14 protein-coding genes and 1 other RNA gene are annotated in these 14,301 nt (G+C 69.0%); 4 read left to right on the top strand and 11 right to left on the bottom strand.

The features are described from left to right. The first annotated feature begins 18 nt into the window (after positions 1-18). A complete protein-coding gene (mdlC, locus tag ACFQ4H_RS11120) occupies positions 19-1,644 on the top strand; it encodes a benzoylformate decarboxylase (RefSeq protein WP_377569829.1) in 1,626 nt (541 codons plus the stop codon). Between the two features lie 107 nt (positions 1,645-1,751). On the opposite strand, the gene ACFQ4H_RS11115 is transcribed toward mdlC, so the two are convergent. From ACFQ4H_RS11115 to pruA, 9 genes are all read right to left on the bottom strand, one after another. Then, on the bottom strand, positions 1,752-2,717 hold the full coding sequence (locus tag ACFQ4H_RS11115; protein WP_377569828.1) for a hypothetical protein: 966 nt from the start codon (positions 2,715-2,717) through the stop codon (positions 1,752-1,754). A gap of 66 nt (positions 2,718-2,783) precedes the next feature. Then, entirely contained in the window at positions 2,784-3,287 is a 504-nt protein-coding gene (locus tag ACFQ4H_RS11110; RefSeq protein ID WP_377569826.1) for a hypothetical protein, read from the bottom strand. Between the two features lie 175 nt (positions 3,288-3,462). After that, positions 3,463-3,838: a transfer-messenger RNA gene (gene ssrA / locus ACFQ4H_RS11105) on the bottom strand. Between the two features lie 140 nt (positions 3,839-3,978). Beyond that, the gene (smpB, locus tag ACFQ4H_RS11100; RefSeq protein ID WP_377569824.1) at positions 3,979-4,455 is read right to left on the bottom strand and encodes an SsrA-binding protein SmpB; all 477 of its coding nucleotides are present in this window, start codon (positions 4,453-4,455) and stop codon (positions 3,979-3,981) included. Positions 4,456-4,596: 141 nt separating this feature from the next. Continuing rightward, positions 4,597-5,472 carry a permease-like cell division protein FtsX gene (gene ftsX / locus ACFQ4H_RS11095; protein ID WP_377569822.1) on the bottom strand — a complete coding sequence of 292 codons (876 nt, stop codon included), beginning with the start codon at positions 5,470-5,472 and terminating at the stop codon, positions 4,597-4,599. A gap of 140 nt (positions 5,473-5,612) precedes the next feature. Continuing rightward, complete coding sequence (gene ftsE, locus ACFQ4H_RS11090; RefSeq protein ID WP_377569820.1) at positions 5,613-6,293, bottom strand: cell division ATP-binding protein FtsE; 681 nt, start codon at positions 6,291-6,293, stop codon at positions 5,613-5,615. A gap of 143 nt (positions 6,294-6,436) precedes the next feature. Further along, positions 6,437-7,558: a peptide chain release factor 2 gene (gene prfB / locus ACFQ4H_RS11085; RefSeq protein ID WP_377569819.1), complete on the bottom strand. Its 1,122-nt coding sequence runs from the start codon at positions 7,556-7,558 to the stop codon at positions 6,437-6,439. Between the two features lie 131 nt (positions 7,559-7,689). Then, a complete protein-coding gene (locus ACFQ4H_RS11080; RefSeq protein WP_377569817.1) occupies positions 7,690-8,205 on the bottom strand; it encodes a PadR family transcriptional regulator in 516 nt (171 codons plus the stop codon). 411 nt (positions 8,206-8,616) lie between these two features. Beyond that, on the bottom strand, positions 8,617-10,245 hold the full coding sequence (pruA, locus tag ACFQ4H_RS11075) for an L-glutamate gamma-semialdehyde dehydrogenase (RefSeq protein ID WP_377569939.1): 1,629 nt from the start codon (positions 10,243-10,245) through the stop codon (positions 8,617-8,619). A 338-nt stretch (positions 10,246-10,583) separates the two neighbouring features. Here pruA and ACFQ4H_RS11070 point away from each other — a divergent pair, with 338 nt between their 5' ends. After that, positions 10,584-11,828, top strand: coding sequence for a hypothetical protein (locus ACFQ4H_RS11070; protein ID WP_377569815.1), 1,245 nt, complete (start codon positions 10,584-10,586; stop codon positions 11,826-11,828). 237 nt (positions 11,829-12,065) lie between these two features. Here the strand turns inward: ACFQ4H_RS11070 and ACFQ4H_RS11065 are convergent, their stop codons facing one another. Beyond that, positions 12,066-12,572 carry a DUF6912 family protein gene (locus ACFQ4H_RS11065; RefSeq protein WP_377569813.1) on the bottom strand — a complete coding sequence of 169 codons (507 nt, stop codon included), beginning with the start codon at positions 12,570-12,572 and terminating at the stop codon, positions 12,066-12,068. A gap of 130 nt (positions 12,573-12,702) precedes the next feature. Beyond that, positions 12,703-13,245 (bottom strand): rhodanese-like domain-containing protein, encoded by a 543-nt coding sequence (locus ACFQ4H_RS11060; RefSeq protein WP_377569811.1) that lies wholly within the window; start codon positions 13,243-13,245, stop codon positions 12,703-12,705. 92 nt (positions 13,246-13,337) lie between these two features. Here ACFQ4H_RS11060 and ACFQ4H_RS11055 point away from each other — a divergent pair, with 92 nt between their 5' ends. Together ACFQ4H_RS11055 and ACFQ4H_RS11050 are read left to right on the top strand one after the other, a co-directional pair. After that, positions 13,338-13,817, top strand: coding sequence for an Lrp/AsnC family transcriptional regulator (locus tag ACFQ4H_RS11055; RefSeq protein ID WP_377569808.1), 480 nt, complete (start codon positions 13,338-13,340; stop codon positions 13,815-13,817). A 30-nt stretch (positions 13,818-13,847) separates the two neighbouring features. After that, positions 13,848-14,075, top strand: coding sequence for a helix-turn-helix domain-containing protein (locus ACFQ4H_RS11050; RefSeq protein WP_377569806.1), 228 nt, complete (start codon positions 13,848-13,850; stop codon positions 14,073-14,075). Positions 14,076-14,301: the final 226 nt, after the last annotated feature.

The following is a 14,301-nucleotide window of genomic DNA, read 5'->3' as shown; positions in this document are numbered from 1 at the left end:
GAACGGGCGGGGGCTGTCATGGCAACAGTGCGCGACGTCACCTACGACCTGCTGCGTGCCCTCGGGATGACCACCGTGTTCGGTAACCCCGGTTCGACCGAGGAACCGTTCCTCCAGGACTTTCCCGCCGACTTCACCTACGTACACGCGTTGCAGGAGGCGTCGGCCGTGGCGATGGCGGACGGCTACGCACAGGCGACCGGAAAGCCGGCACACGTCAACCTGCACACCGCCCCGGGCACCGGCAACGGGATGGGCAACCTGGTCACCGCCTGGCACAACAAGACCCCGCTGGTGGTGACCGCCGGGCAGCAGGCCCGCCCGATGCTGCTGCTCGAACCGCGACTGACCAGCCCACGGGCGACCGAGCTGGCCCAGCCGTACATGAAATGGAGTTACGAACCGGTCCGGGCCCAGGACATCCCGGCGGCGCTGATGCGGGCCTACGCCATGGCCGTACAACCGCCGGCCGGACCGGTCTTCCTGTCCCTGCCCCTGGACGACTGGCGCCAGCCCGCCGAGGGCACCCCCGTCGTACGGCAGGTCAGCACCCGGATCGCCCCCGATCCCCGACAGCTACGGCAGTTCGCCGACGTCGTCGCCGGCAGCGGTAGTCCGCTGCTGGTGTTGGGGGCCGCGGTGGACCGCAGTGGCGGCTGGCCGGCCGCCATCCGGCTGGCCGAGAAGCTCCGGGTGCCGGTGTGGTCCTCCCCCGCCCCGGAGCGGGCCGGTTTCCCCGAGAACCATCCACAGTTCCAGGGCGTCCTGCCGTACGCCATCGGGCCACTGGCGGAACGGCTACGCGGCCATGACACGGTGCTGGTGATCGGAGCCCCGGTCTTCCGCTACTACCCCTACGTGCCCGGCGACTACCTCCCGGCCGGCACCCGCCTGCTGCACGTCACCGACGACCCGGACGAGGCGGCCCGCGCACCGGTGGGTGACAGCCTGCTCGGCGATGCCGCCCTCGTCTGTACGGAACTGGCCGAGTTGCTACCCGACTCGGACCGCCCACTGCCCACGCGACGGCCAGCGGCTCCCGCCCCGGAAACCGGGACCCCGCTGTCGCCGGAGGCGCTGTTCGCCACCCTGGCACGGCACTGGCCGGCTGACGGCGTGCTGGTGCAGGAGACGCCGTCCAACCTCACCGCGTTGCGTCGACACCTGCCCGTCACCCGGCCCGCGTCCTACTTCACGATGGCCAGCGGCGGGCTGGGCTTCGGCGTACCGGCGGCGATCGGCATCGCCCTCGGCGAACGCGACACCGGTCGGGGACGGCCGGTGATCGCGGTGATCGGCGACGGATCCTTCCAGTACTCGATCCAGGCGCTGTGGACGGCGGCACAGCTGCGGCTGCCGGTGGTGTTCGTGGTGCCGATCAACCGGCAGTACGCGATCCTGAAGGCGTTCGCCGAGTTCAAGGAGACACCCGGCGTGCCCGGCCTGGACCTGCCGGACCTGGACATCCCCACCATCGCTACCGGCTTCGGCTGTCGGGCGGTGTCGGTCGAGACGCCCGACGCCATCGCCGATGCCCTCCGTACGGCGCTGGCCGGGGACAGACCGACGGTGCTGGCGGTGCCGATCAGCACCGAGGTGCCGCCGTTGTTGGAGGGTGCTGCCGGCAGCGGCGGCGGTCGGTAGGGCGGGCGGGCACGTGGGGTACGCCCGGCCAGCCGTGCGTGGACTTTCCGGCCTACCGTGGATTTCCGGCCTACCAGGGATTCCTCGGTCAGCCGTGGATTCCCCGGTCAGCGAACGGGGTCGGGAGTGAGGACCAGGGGTGCCCCGGTCGCCGCATCGAGCACCGGCCGGGCACCCAGCGGCGCGGCCAGGGTCACCGTCACCGGATGGATCACCAGTTGATCGGTGCACACCCCGGTGGAGGTGGCGACCCGGCCGGCGACCACGATTGCATCGTCCCGCTCGGCCACCAGCGGGGTGATGTCCGTATCGCACGCTCCGACACCCAGCCGGTAGGTCAGCTTGGCACCGTCGATGACGGCGAGGTTCTGCGCCCACGCGAAGCCCGTACCCTGCTCGGGCGGCACCACGGACGGCGAGGGTGCCGGCCCGACCGCCGACGGTGCGACGGCCAACCTGGCCACCGGAGCCGCCAACTCCTCGGTGGTGAACAGCCACGCCGGCACCTGGGCGGTACCCCGGCTGGTGTGTACGGGGACCGTGCCGAGTTCCACCGCCGTCACGGTCAACGGTAGACAGGCGCTGACGGCCGACGTACTGACCGGGGCGTCCGGCCCGAGCGTCGGGGAGGGCTGGACGGGTGGCTCGGACGGCCGCCCCGGGCACGGCGGTGGTTCGCCCTGGGCGATCTGCTGGTACGCCTCGACCGCACTGACCAGCGGCACGGTGAGGGTGCCGTCCGGGAAGCTGATGGATCCGTCGACCGGTCTGACCGTCGGCAGCTCCACCTGATGGCGATACCAGCCGGCCTGGAACGCCTGCCGCGTCTCGTCGGTGAACTTCGGGTCGGCCGTCAGCACGGTCGCGTGCTGCAACGGGACGTACCCGGTCCGCCAGGTCTCCTGACCGGGCGCAGCCTGCCAGGCGGCCACGACCACGGTCGCCCGCTGCTCGAATGCGGCCGACTGCTCGTCCGGCGTGTCACCGAGCCCGGGTACGTCGCCCGATTGCGCGCAGCCGACGAGGCTCAACATCAGCGGAAGGCCCACCAGGACCGGGAAGAAACGGCGCATGTCAGTCAGACGTGGCCGCGCCGGTCGGGGTTCCACCGTTGCGCGAACGGGCCGGCCGGACCAGGGTCAGGTCTCGCCCCCGATATCGGTCTGGTACGCCTGATAGACCAGGTCCGCGCCCCGCTGCCGGTGTCGTGACAGTTCGCGCAGCAGATCACCGGCCCAACGGCGCAACTCGTCGATCGGGACCTCGGGCAGTTCCACCCGGCGTTGCAGGGCCGACATGGCGGCAGCCACGACGGCGTGCTCGCGGATCAGCACATGTACGCCCCGGGCCAGCCTCGGCGCGTGATCGAGCAGTTCGGCGTAGAGCCCCTCGGGGCCCTCCGTGACCACCATGTGCTCGAAGAACGCGCCGCGCAGGCCACCGAGCCGGGCGCTGACCCTGGGCCGCCAACCCGGGTCACCCGCCGGGGCGGCGATGGCCCGCTCGAAGAGGTGGATGTCCTGCGACAGCGCGGCCCGCTGCCGGCGGGCCGTCCGTGGCACCCTCCCGTCCGTGGCCGCAGCCATCCGGGCCGCCCCTGGTTGGTCGGCTGTCATCGGATGCCGCACCGGCTCGCTGGCCATGGCCCACCTCCGGCAGTGGGTGCGTCTGTCACATGCATCGATGGTGTACCCGCAGGCAAGCCACTGTCCAGGGCAGCGGTGACTCGACCAACCACGACGAAGCGCCCCGGACCGGTGGTCCGGGGCGCTTCGTCACTCTGTCGAGGGATCTCCGTGTGTTCCACGGAGATCCCGGTCGTGGAGGTGCCGGGAATCGAACCCGGGTCCTTCGGCGCCTTGTCAGGGCTTCTCCGAGCGCAGCTCGCTGTGCCTCTACTCGGCCCCACCGATCACGCGAGCGAGTCGGTGTGACGGGCCCAGTCGCTGATTTGTCTCGCCGCACGATCCCCGCGACCGGGTTCGATTGGCCAGCCCTCTAGCTGATGCCGGCTAACTGGGCCGAAGGCACTCCCAGGCCGACAGACTTGCTACTCGCCTCAGGCGGCGAGAGCGAAGTCAGCGCGATTTTGCTTGGCGCTTATTGGTTTCCGACGAACGATTCTCGAGACGACGTCGGCTTCCTCGGCTCGCTTCCCCTGCCGCAACGAACGAAGTCGAAACCAGTCACCCCCTTGGTAGCTGCACTGTCGCAGCCACTAAAGCCTAACGCCTCCGGCCGGCGATCTCATCCCGGATATCGCCGGTGAGCTGGCCGCGCCACCAGGGAATCCGACAAGTGTGACGTACGTCTCATCCGGGTCGGGACAAGACCTCAGTCCATCCCCTTGCCGCGCCGGCCGACAGCCCGCCGGATCTCCCGGTCCGCGTCCCGCTTGGCCAGGTCCTGGCGCTTGTCGTACGACTTCTTACCCTTGGCCAGACCAATTTCGATCTTGGCCCATCCGTCCGAGAAGTAGACCGACAGCGGGACCAGGGTGAGGCCGCTCTCCTGGAGCTTGCCGATCAGCCGGTTGATCTCCATCCGGTTGAGCAGCAACTTACGGGTACGCCGGGGCTCGTGGTTGGTCCAGGTGCCCTGGGCGTACTCGGGGATGTGCATCCCGTGCAGAAAGAGCTCGCCGTCCCGTTCCTGGGCGAACGCGTCGACCAGGGACGCCCGGCCGGCCCGCAGCGACTTGACCTCTGTGCCGGTCAACGCCATGCCCGCTTCGTACGTGTCGAGGATGGCGTAGTCGTGGCGCGCCTTCCGGTTGGAGGCGACGACCTTACGCCCCTTCTCCCGTGGCATCTGCGCACACACCCCTCTCCACGTGTCCTCCGAGCCGGCATCAGCGACGCCGGACAAGCCGCGCAATGCTACCCCGAAAGACCGGGCCCCCTGTTATCGCTTTTCGCGCAGACAGGGGGCCCGGTGTCACATTCGAGCCGACTAGACGCGCAGGTAGAACCGCAGGGTGACCCAGGCGGTGATCGCGCTGAACAGACCACCGACACCGGCCATCAGCGGGAACATCAGCAGCACGCTGCTCCAGTCGACCGGCGTCAGCAGGCTGGTGAGGTCCTGCAACGACCCGTCGAGCAGGAACAACTTCGCCAGCACCAGGGCGACGAAGCCGATGATCGAGCCGAGCAGGCCCGCCACCACCGCCTCCAGCACGAACGGCGCCTGGATGAACCAGTTGGAAGCGCCGACCAGCTTCATGACCGCCACCTCGCGGCGCTTGCTGTAGGCCGCAACCTGGATCGTGTTACCGACCAGCAGCAATGCGGCAATCGCCATGACCACCGCCGCTGCCAGGGCCACGTTCTGCACTGCCCCGAGGATGCTGAAGACCTTGTCCAGCACCTTGCGCTGATCGATGATCTCCTCGATGCCGTCCTTGTCCTTGAACTTGTCGGCGATCTGCTGATATTGCCGGGGGTCCTTCAGCTTGACCCGGAACGACTCGGGAAGCTGCTCCGGCTTGACCGCACCCACCAGGTCCGGAGCGTCGTGGAACAGCTCCTTGAACTGCTGGTGCGCCTCGTCCTTGGAGATGTAGCGCACCTCGGCCACGAGCGGATCGGCCTTGAGCTGCGAGTCCAGGTCCGCACGCTGTGCCTCGGCGATCTCGGTGTCGAGGAAGATCGCGACCTCGAACTTGTCGAAGTAGTACTCCTTCATGCTGCTGACCTGTAGATACATCAGGCCACTCGCACCCAGCATGGTCAACGACACGGCCATCGTGATGATCATCGCGATGGTCATGGTCACGTTGCGCCACAGTCCGACCAGCACCTCGGACAGGACGTATTTCACACGCATCGGGGGTTCCTTCCGGATCTCCGCAGAAAGTCGTTCGTCGTCAGGGACCGAGATTCGGCCTCCGTACCGCCATGCGGCGCTCCGGACCGAAAGAAGGTCGGGTCAGTGCCGGCCGGGCGGCGGCGCAGTGGGTTTCCGGCTCACCCGTAGACGCCGCGAGCCTGGTCGCGCACGATCCGGCCGCTCTCGATCTCGATGACGCGACGGCGCATCTGGTTGACGATGTTGGAGTCGTGCGTGACCATCACGACGGTCGTACCGGTGCGGTTAATCCGGTCCAGTAGGCGCATGATCTCGATCGAGGTGTCGGGGTCGAGGTTTCCGGTCGGCTCGTCGGCCAGCAGGATCAGCGGCCGGTTGACGAACGCCCGGGCCACCGCGACACGCTGCTGCTCACCACCGGAAAGCTCGTGCGGGTAGCGGTGCTCCTTACCGCCGAGCCCGACCAGTTCCAGCACCTCGGGCACGACCCGACGGGCGACCGCCTTGGTCTTGCCGATGACCTCCAGGGCGAACGCCACGTTCTCGTAGGCCGTGCGGTTCGGCAGCAGCCGGAAGTCCTGGAACACGCAGCCGATGGAGCGGCGGAACTGCGGCCGCTTCCAGGAACGCATCGCGGTGACATCGCGGCTGTTCACGATGACCCGTCCCTTGTTGGGGGTCACCTCGTGCAGCAGCAGCTTGATGATCGTGGACTTACCGGATCCGGAGGGACCGATGAAGAAGACGAACTCGCCCTTCTCGATCGCCACCGACACGTTGTCGAGCGATGGCCGGGACGCTTTCGGGTACGTCTTCGTCACTTGCTCAAGCTGAATCACGGGTGGTGAGTCTACGCGTTGTGACGAAAACGCCAAGCCCGACGTCCACCCTTCACGCCTGGATTGTCAGGAAAAGTGGCAATCTGCTGGTGGCGAGAGCAAAGGTGCTGGTGGCGGCCCGATGGCTCCCGCCCCGGTCGGGGCTACCCCGCCTCTGCCCCGAGCTGCCGCTGCTTCCGCCAGCGGATTCCCGCCTCGATGAAGCCGTCCAGGTCACCGTCGAAGACCGAGGTCGGATTGCCGGTCTCCTGCTCGGTACGCAGATCCTTCACCATCTGATACGGGTGCAGGACGTACGACCGCATCTGGTCGCCCCACGAACCAGCCACGTCGACCTTCAGGCCGTCGAGTTTGGCCTGCTCCTCCTGGCGCTTGCGCTCCAGCAGCCGGGCCTGGAGCACCCGCATCGCCGACGCCTTGTTCTGAAGTTGCGACTTCTCGTTCTGGCAGGTGACCACGATGCCGGTCGGGATGTGGGTGATCCGGACCGCGGAGTCGGTCGTGTTCACGCTCTGTCCACCTGGCCCCGACGACCGGTACACGTCGATCCGCATCTCGTTTTCCGGAATGTCGATATGGTCGGTCTGCTCGGTCACCGGCAGCACCTCGACCCCGGCGAAGCTGGTCTGCCGCCGCCCCTGGTTGTCGAAGGGGCTGATCCGCACCAGGCGGTGCGTGCCCGACTCGACACTCAGCGTGCCGTAGGCGTACGGCGTCTTCACGGCGAAGGTGGCCGACTTGAGGCCGGCCTCTTCGGCGTACGACGTCTCGTAGACCTCGGTCGGGTAGCCGTGCCGCTCGGCCCAGCGCAGGTACATCCGCAGCAGCATCTCGGCGAAGTCCGCCGCGTCGACGCCCCCCGCCCCGGCCCGGATCGCGACCAGCGCCTCACGGGAGTCGTACTCCCCGGACAGGAGGGTACGGACCTCCATCTCCTGGATGGCCTTGCCCAGTCCGGCGATCTCCGTCTCGACCTCGCTCAGCGTGCCGGAGTCTCCCTCGTCCTCGGCGAGTTCGAGCAGCACGTGCGCGTCGTCGAGCCGGGACCTGAGGCTCTCCAGCTTGCCGATCTCACCGTTGACGTAGGAGAGCTTGGAGGTCACCTGCTGGGCACGGGCCTGGTCGTCCCACAGGTCCGGCGCGGAGGCGGCCTCTTCGAGCTTCACCTTGTCCTGGCGCAGCCGGTCAAGATCGAGGACTGCCTCGATGTTGCGCAGCGTGGCGTCGAGGTCCTTGAGCTGTTCGGCGTAATCGGCAGCGGTCACGACAGTCAAGAGTACGTGGCCGTCCGCGGGACTAGGGCACCTGCCACGGCCATTGGCTCGTGTGGCCTCCGCAACCGGGTCGGGCGACGCCGCGACCGGGCCCAGCGGGGCCTCCCACGGCCGGCTGACGATCAACCGGCCGGGGCCGCCTTGAGCCAGGACAGCGCCGCCTTGTGGTAGGCAACCGCGAATTCCAGCGCGGCCGCGCCGTAGGCGTCGCCGGCCTTCTTCGCGTCCTTGGCCTGCTCGCGGGCACTGGCCAGCGCGGCAGTGTGGTACTCGTTCGCCCCGGTGTAGAGGTTGCGCAGTTGGTTCCCGGAATGCTGCTCGCCGAAGGCGACCCGCAACGCGACCGGATTACGTATCGTGTCCCGCCCGGGGGTCTCGATCAGCCAGCGGGAAAAGATCCGTTTTCCAGCGGCGGTGATCGCGTACGGCTGACTGGACCGGGGTCCAGGCTTGCCCAGGCGCACATAGCCCTGCTCGGCCAACGCCGGCAACTCGCGGTAAACCTGACTACGGGTCATCGACCAGTACGGCGCCAGACGGCGCTCAGCGGCGGCCATTAATTGGCCACCTGTCATAGGTCCTTCATGGAGCAGCCCAAGGAGTGCGGCTGCAGTCGGGTTGATTCCAGAATCCGCCATGCCCTCTACGCTGCCACTTTGCAGACCCCGCGTCTAGGATTTGACACAATCGCCACTATCTCGTGTTCCTATGTGCACTGTCTGCGACAGACAGTCCGTTGAGGACGATCAATGTGTTACGATGACCGACTTCGATGGAATACGGACGGTGACGGCGGTCGACCCCGACACCCGGGCGAACGACCACGCCCGGACCGGACGGACCCGGCGGTCACCCCCGGCGACACGGCCTTCACCCTGGCGTCAGCCACCCACGACATCGACTGTCGAGACCCGGGACGCGGTTTCAGGGGGACCGCGCCAAGCGTTTCCGGCGACTGCGCCAGTCAGGCTAGGCGGACCAAACATATATTGCACGTAGTTCGGGCGGGTTTGCCCCAATTAGGGTAAACCCGCCCGAACCTGTCGTAATCAGCCCATGTGCGGGTAGCGGTGGTCCGTCGGCGGCACGAACGTCTCCTTGATGGTGCGCGGCGACATCCAGCGCACCAGGTTGTGCCAGGAACCGGCCTTGTCGTTGGTGCCGCTCGCCCGGGCCCCACCGAACGGCTGCTGCCCCACGACCGCCCCGGTGGGCTTGTCGTTGACATAGAAGTTGCCGGCCGCGTACCGCAGCGCCCCGCTGGCCCAGTCGATCACCCGCCGGTCGGTCGCGAAGATCGAACCGGTCAACGCGTACGGTGCCGCCGCCTCTGCCTGCGTCACCACCTGCTCGAACCGTGCGTCGTCGTAGACGTGTACGGCGAGGATGGGCCCGAAGTACTCGGTGGTGAACGACTCGTGGGTCGGGTCGTCGCACTCGAACAGGGTCGGGCGGACGAAGTAACCGACCGAGTCGTCGGCGGTGCCGCCAGCCAGGATACGGCAGCTCGCGTCACTGTTGATCATGTCGAGTGCGGCGGTGTGCCGGGCGAACGCCCGCGCGTCGATCACCGCTCCGCCGAAGTTGCCGAAGTCGGTGACGTCGCCGTACCTCAGCGAGTCCGCGGTCGCCGCCAGCCGGTCCCGCAGGCCGCCTTCCCACAGCGAACGCGGCACGTACGCGCGGGAGGCGGCGGAGCACTTCTGCCCCTGGTACTCGTAGGCCCCCCGGATCAGCGCGGTGTGCAGCGCGTCCACGTCGGCGCTGGCGTGCGCGACGACGAAGTCCTTGCCGCCGGTCTCACCGACCAGTCGCGGGTAGCTCCGGTAGCGGGAGATGTTCTCCCCGACCGTCCGCCAGAGGTGCTGGAACACCCGGGTCGAGCCGGTGAAGTGGATGCCGGCCAGTTCCGGGTCGGCCAGCGCCGCCTCCGAGACCGCGATGCCGTCACCGGTGACCATGTTGATCACGCCCGGCGGCAGGCCGGCCGCCTCGAACAGCCGCATCGTGAAGTGGGCGGCGAACTGCTGGGTCGGTGCCGGCTTCCACACCACGGTGTTACCCACCAGTGCCGGGGCGGCAGGCAGGTTGGCCGCGATCGCGGTGAAGTTGAACGGGGTGATCGCGTAGACGAAGCCCTCCAGCGGCCGGTGGTCGAAGCGGTTCCACACGCCGGACGAGGAGGCCGGCTGCTCGGCCAGCAGCTTCCGGGCAAAGGCGACATTGAACCGCAAGAAGTCGATCAGTTCGCAAGCCGAGTCGATCTCAGCCTGGATGGCCGTCTTCGACTGTCCCAGCATGGTCGCGGCGTTGAGGGTGTCCCGCCAGGGACCGGCCAGCAGATCGGCCGCCCGCAGAAATACCGCAGCACGCTCCTCGAAGGACAAATCCCGCCACATCGGGGCAGCTTGCTTGGCGGCCGTCACCGCCGCCAGCGCATCCGCGTTGGTTGCGTTATGGGTGACCCCCAATACGTGCTGATGCCGGTGTGGCTGCACCACCTCGATCGCCGCGCCACCGCCCATCCGCTGCTGGCCACCGATGGTCATCGGAAGCGAAAGCTGCTCGGCGGCGAGTTCCCCGAGCCGCCGTTGCAGGCTGTCCCGCTCGGCGCTACCCGGGGCGTAGTCGCGGACCGGCTCGTTGCGCGGCTCCGGTACGGAAAAGACGGCGTCCATCACATGCTCCTGGTCGATCTCGACAGCAATGGCGAAACCGGACCCGCTGGTGCCGGCGGGTTCGCCGGTCACCGTGAGACGCGTCCCAGTGGTGGTCGCAGACGCGGCGGGACCGCGTCCAATCCTCCCACGATCAGCAGCTGGGGCCGATCGCGCCATGGCCGGGTGCGGGCGGATCCATGGACCGGGAGCGGTACGCCCGACCACCAGGCACCACCGGCACCGCGCGGGGGACGACCGGAGCGCGCGTACCCTGAACAGCTGGCGGCCCGCAAGCGCCGTGCCACCTGCCTCCGCCGCACCGCCGGCCTGGCCGGGCACCCGTTGAAGGGGAGATGATGACGAAGAAGTCCGGCGCCACTGAGGCACCGAGCCTGAACGGCTCGGTCGAGGCCGAGCCGACTGCGGCTGCTGACGTCGTGGCTACTGATGTCGTGACTGCCGCCCCGACCGACCGCGAGGACGAACAGCTCGGGGACGACGTCCTCAAGGACGTGGACCTCGGGGACGAGGGCAAGACCGGCAGCGAGGTCGACGACGAGGCCGAGGCGTACGACACCGGCGAGGACCCCGACGAGGAGTCGGCCGGAACCGACGGTGCCGGGGTGACGAATGCTCCGGGTGCCGTCGTCTTCGCGCTCCTGGCCGTCGCCTGGCTGGCCGCGATGCTCTGGGCCGCGCAACGGTCCATCGTCCTCTCCGTCGGCGAGGCAATCGCGATCACCAATACCGCGTTCGCCCTCCCGGGTGTGATCTCGGCCAGTCTGATCGCCGGTGCCTCGGTCAGCCTCACCATGACCGGTCTGCTGACCCGGTGGGGCATGACCAGCGCCACTCCCCGGTTCGCCGGCGCAGTCGGCGGTGGCCTCCTCACCGGCCTGCTGGCCGCTCTCGCGGTGACGCTCAGCTACGGCGACGGCCCGTCCATCATGGTTCTCGCCGGCACCACCGCTGCGGCGGCCACCATCGGCGGCATCGCGGGCGGGGTCCGCAACACCACCCCGGTCGGCGCGGTCGCCATCGCCTCGCTGGCCGTCCTCGCGGTCGCCCAGGCCCTGAACTCCTTCAACGAGCCGATCAAGAAGCTCTTCGGCTCCAGCGAGACGGTGGAGTCGCAGGTCACCGCCCTGGCCTGGTACTCACGTACGGGCTGGATCCTGGGCGGTCTGGCCGCCGGGCTGGTCGCGTTCGGCTATCTACGCTGGGCCCGGCGTCGGGCCGCTGCCCAGGGCAGCCCGCACCCGACCCTGCGCTGGCCCGGCTACCTGGTCGCGGGTGCCGGACCCGGCCTGCTCCTGTTGGCCGCCGAGCTGCTCACCCGTACCGCAGGTGCGCAGGTGCTCAAGCTGGCCGGGGCGCTCAGCGAGGCCGACCAGGCCGCACAGAGCATGCTGAGCGGCTCACGGGTCGACTACGGCCTCGGCGTGCTCTTCCTCGGCGGGTTCACCGCGCTCATCGCCTTCGGTCGTACCCTGCGTCCGAACGGGGAGGCGACCGACCCGGCGGCGGCGGACGGCGGGCCAGCCGACGACGCTGCCGACCGGCAGTCGGTGGTCGGCGCCGGCCAGCCGGTACGGGACTAGGCTGGCCACCCGGTACGGGACCAGGGTCGCGTGCCGCAGGCCGGTCGTCGGTAGACCACTGCCGGCCCGGCTGTCGAGCTGACAGCACTAACGACTCAGGGCTGGTCGCCCGGCGACCCCGGGCGGATCACCGGGCCTGGAGACGGTCGACGGCCAGGCCAAGCCCGGCCCAGTGACCGCTGCGGCCTGGACGGTCGACGGCCAGGCCCGGCGCGGTGACCGCCGAGGCCTGGCCGGTCACTGGGCCAGCAGCGTGTCCAGCTCGGACACGTCGTACCACTCCAGCTCGTGATCCTCGGTGCCGTCGACGGTGAACTGCGCGTCCGGGTCGCCGGCCAACGCCTGGTCGACCACGGCCACGGCCGCCGCGACATCCTCGACGGCCTCCGCCCCGTCCACGTGGATCGCGGCGATGGCGGCCCTGCTGATCGGCGCGTCGACCCGTACCGTGCTGGTGCCGAGTTCAGTGGCGGTACGGTGCACCGCCTGGGCGGGCAGGTCGGCCGAGACCACCACCCGACGCCGGGGGGTCGTCGGATCCGAGCTGAGCAGTTGCAGCGCATCCTGCGCGGCACGGGTGAAGGCGACGTACTCCAACTCCTCCTCGTCGCCCTCGGCGTACCACTCGCGCAGCGTGGGCGTGACGGCGTGGCCCTCCGCGACGGTGAGCGTGCCCAGCCGCCGAAGGTCGGCCAGCAGCGCGATGGTGGCCGGGACGTACACCCGGACCGGTTGGCCTGTCACCACTGGAGGACTCCCCCGTTCGATGCTGCATGCGGAGCAGCCGCCGCACGCGGCGCCGCACGCTAGCAGCGCCGCCCCCTGTCCTACACCCGGCGGGCCCGCCCGCCAAACTCATCGGCTTCCGGTGTGTTCAGCACCGCTCGGTGCCCGGTCGCCCGACCGACGCGGTCGGTGGGTCGGAGAGCCCTTCGACCGGTGCCGTCAGCGGGTCAGCCGGCCCCTCGACCGGTGCCGTCAGCGGGTCGGCCGGCCGGGTCGACACCCCCGCTGCGGTCCGTACCGGAAAGCCCTCACGGATCCAGTATTCGATGCCACCGATCATCTCCTTGACCCGGTAGCCCCGCCGGGCCAGCGCGAGAGCCGCCCTGGCCGCCCCGTCACAGCCCGGCCCCCAGCAGTACGTGACCACGGGCAGGTCCGGGTCGAGCCGCCGCGCCGCCCGGAGCGCGATCATGCGGGTCGGCAGATGGATCGCCCCGGGAATGTGGCCCTGCCGCCAGGCGGCCAGCGCCCGGGTGTCGATCAGCGTAAAGCCGGGTCGACCGGTGGCCAGCGCGGCGTGGACGTCGGAGACGTCCGTCTGCACGGCGAGCCGGGCAGCGAACCAGGCGGCGGCCTGCTCCGGCGTGGCCGGCGGGGTGGCCAGTACCGGATTCCCAGTGGTAGTCGTCATGCCCAGAAGGTATGCCGATCCGCCCGACCCGGGAACATCCGATCAACGGCCTACTCGCTGGACTGCCATTGATTCAGCGCTAGATTTAGCGCATGGCAGCGGATCCCACAGTTCTGGACGCGATCGACTGGCGGATCCTCGCCGAGCTACAGCGCTGCGGGCGGGCCAGCTTCGCGGAGTTGGCCCGGACCGTGGCCATGTCGCCGAGCGCGGTGGCCGAACGGGTCCGCCGGTTGGAGGAGACCGGGGTCATCTCCGGCTACCGGGCGGTCGTGCCCGCCGAGCGGGTCGGTCTGGCCATCCTCGCCTTCGTCCGGCTCCGCTATCCGACCGGCAACTACCGGCCCTTCCACGCCCTGCTCGATACGACGCCGGAGATCGTGGAGGCGCATCACGTCACGGGTGAGGACTGCTTCGTGATGAAGGTGGTCGCCCGGTCCATGCGCCATCTGGAGGAGGTGACCGGGCGGATCGGGGGTCTGGGCGCGGTCACCACCAGCGTGGTCTATTCGAGCCCGCTTCCCGGCCGGAGTCTCGCCGTCGAGGCGACCCGGCAGTCGATGGCAGACTGAGGCAACCGTCCACTACCAACGGGAGTTCGCGTGACGCCCAGGTTCCTGCAACTGTCCGATGTGGCCGCGGAGCTGAACGTGTCGGACTCGCAGGTCTACCACATGGTGCGCAGTGGCGAACTGCCCGCGATCAAGATAGGTGGACGCGGCCAGTGGCGGGTCGAACGGGCCCGCCTGGAGGAGTACATCCAGCAGAAGTACGCGGAGACCGCCGACTGGGTGCGTAGCAACCCACTGGTCGACCGCGAGCCGGACTGATTTCGCGACCGGCAGGACGGCCGGCAGCAGGCCGACCGACGGTGGATCAGCCAATCCCCGCAGCACCGGATCGTCGGATTCCGGTCGGTTGGTCCGACGACCACCCTCCCATGCATTGACGCACGACACATCGTTGACTACAAATAGAGCCTGTCGGAGGCAAACGAAAGCAAACGCAAGATCGACGAGGGGGTCGTCAGATGCGCGCCGTCCGGACCAGACCGCC

Origin of the sequence: Micromonospora sonneratiae, from assembly GCF_042679305.1 — a bacterium.
GTDB lineage: Bacteria > Actinomycetota > Actinomycetes > Mycobacteriales > Micromonosporaceae > Micromonospora_H > Micromonospora_H sonneratiae.
This window is presented reverse-complemented; position numbering and strand designations above follow the sequence as displayed.

Excerpts from the sequence above, each read along its gene's own strand:
- ftsX (WP_377569822.1), bottom strand. The coding sequence starts at position 5,472 with ATGCGTGTGAAATACGTCCTGTCCGAGGTGCTGGTCGGACTGTGGCGC.
- ACFQ4H_RS11080 (WP_377569817.1), bottom strand. The coding sequence starts at position 8,205 with ATGGCGGATTCTGGAATCAACCCGACTGCAGCCGCACTCCTTGGGCTG.
- ACFQ4H_RS11060 (WP_377569811.1), bottom strand. The coding sequence starts at position 13,245 with ATGACGACTACCACTGGGAATCCGGTACTGGCCACCCCGCCGGCCACG.
- pruA (WP_377569939.1), bottom strand. The coding sequence starts at position 10,245 with ATGGACGCCGTCTTTTCCGTACCGGAGCCGCGCAACGAGCCGGTCCGC.
- smpB (WP_377569824.1), bottom strand. The coding sequence starts at position 4,455 with ATGCCACGGGAGAAGGGGCGTAAGGTCGTCGCCTCCAACCGGAAGGCG.
- ACFQ4H_RS11110 (WP_377569826.1), bottom strand. The coding sequence starts at position 3,287 with ATGGCCAGCGAGCCGGTGCGGCATCCGATGACAGCCGACCAACCAGGG.
- ACFQ4H_RS11115 (WP_377569828.1), bottom strand. The coding sequence starts at position 2,717 with ATGCGCCGTTTCTTCCCGGTCCTGGTGGGCCTTCCGCTGATGTTGAGC.
- mdlC (WP_377569829.1), top strand. The coding sequence starts at position 19 with ATGGCAACAGTGCGCGACGTCACCTACGACCTGCTGCGTGCCCTCGGG.
- ACFQ4H_RS11070 (WP_377569815.1), top strand. The coding sequence starts at position 10,584 with ATGACGAAGAAGTCCGGCGCCACTGAGGCACCGAGCCTGAACGGCTCG.
- ACFQ4H_RS11055 (WP_377569808.1), top strand. The coding sequence starts at position 13,338 with ATGGCAGCGGATCCCACAGTTCTGGACGCGATCGACTGGCGGATCCTC.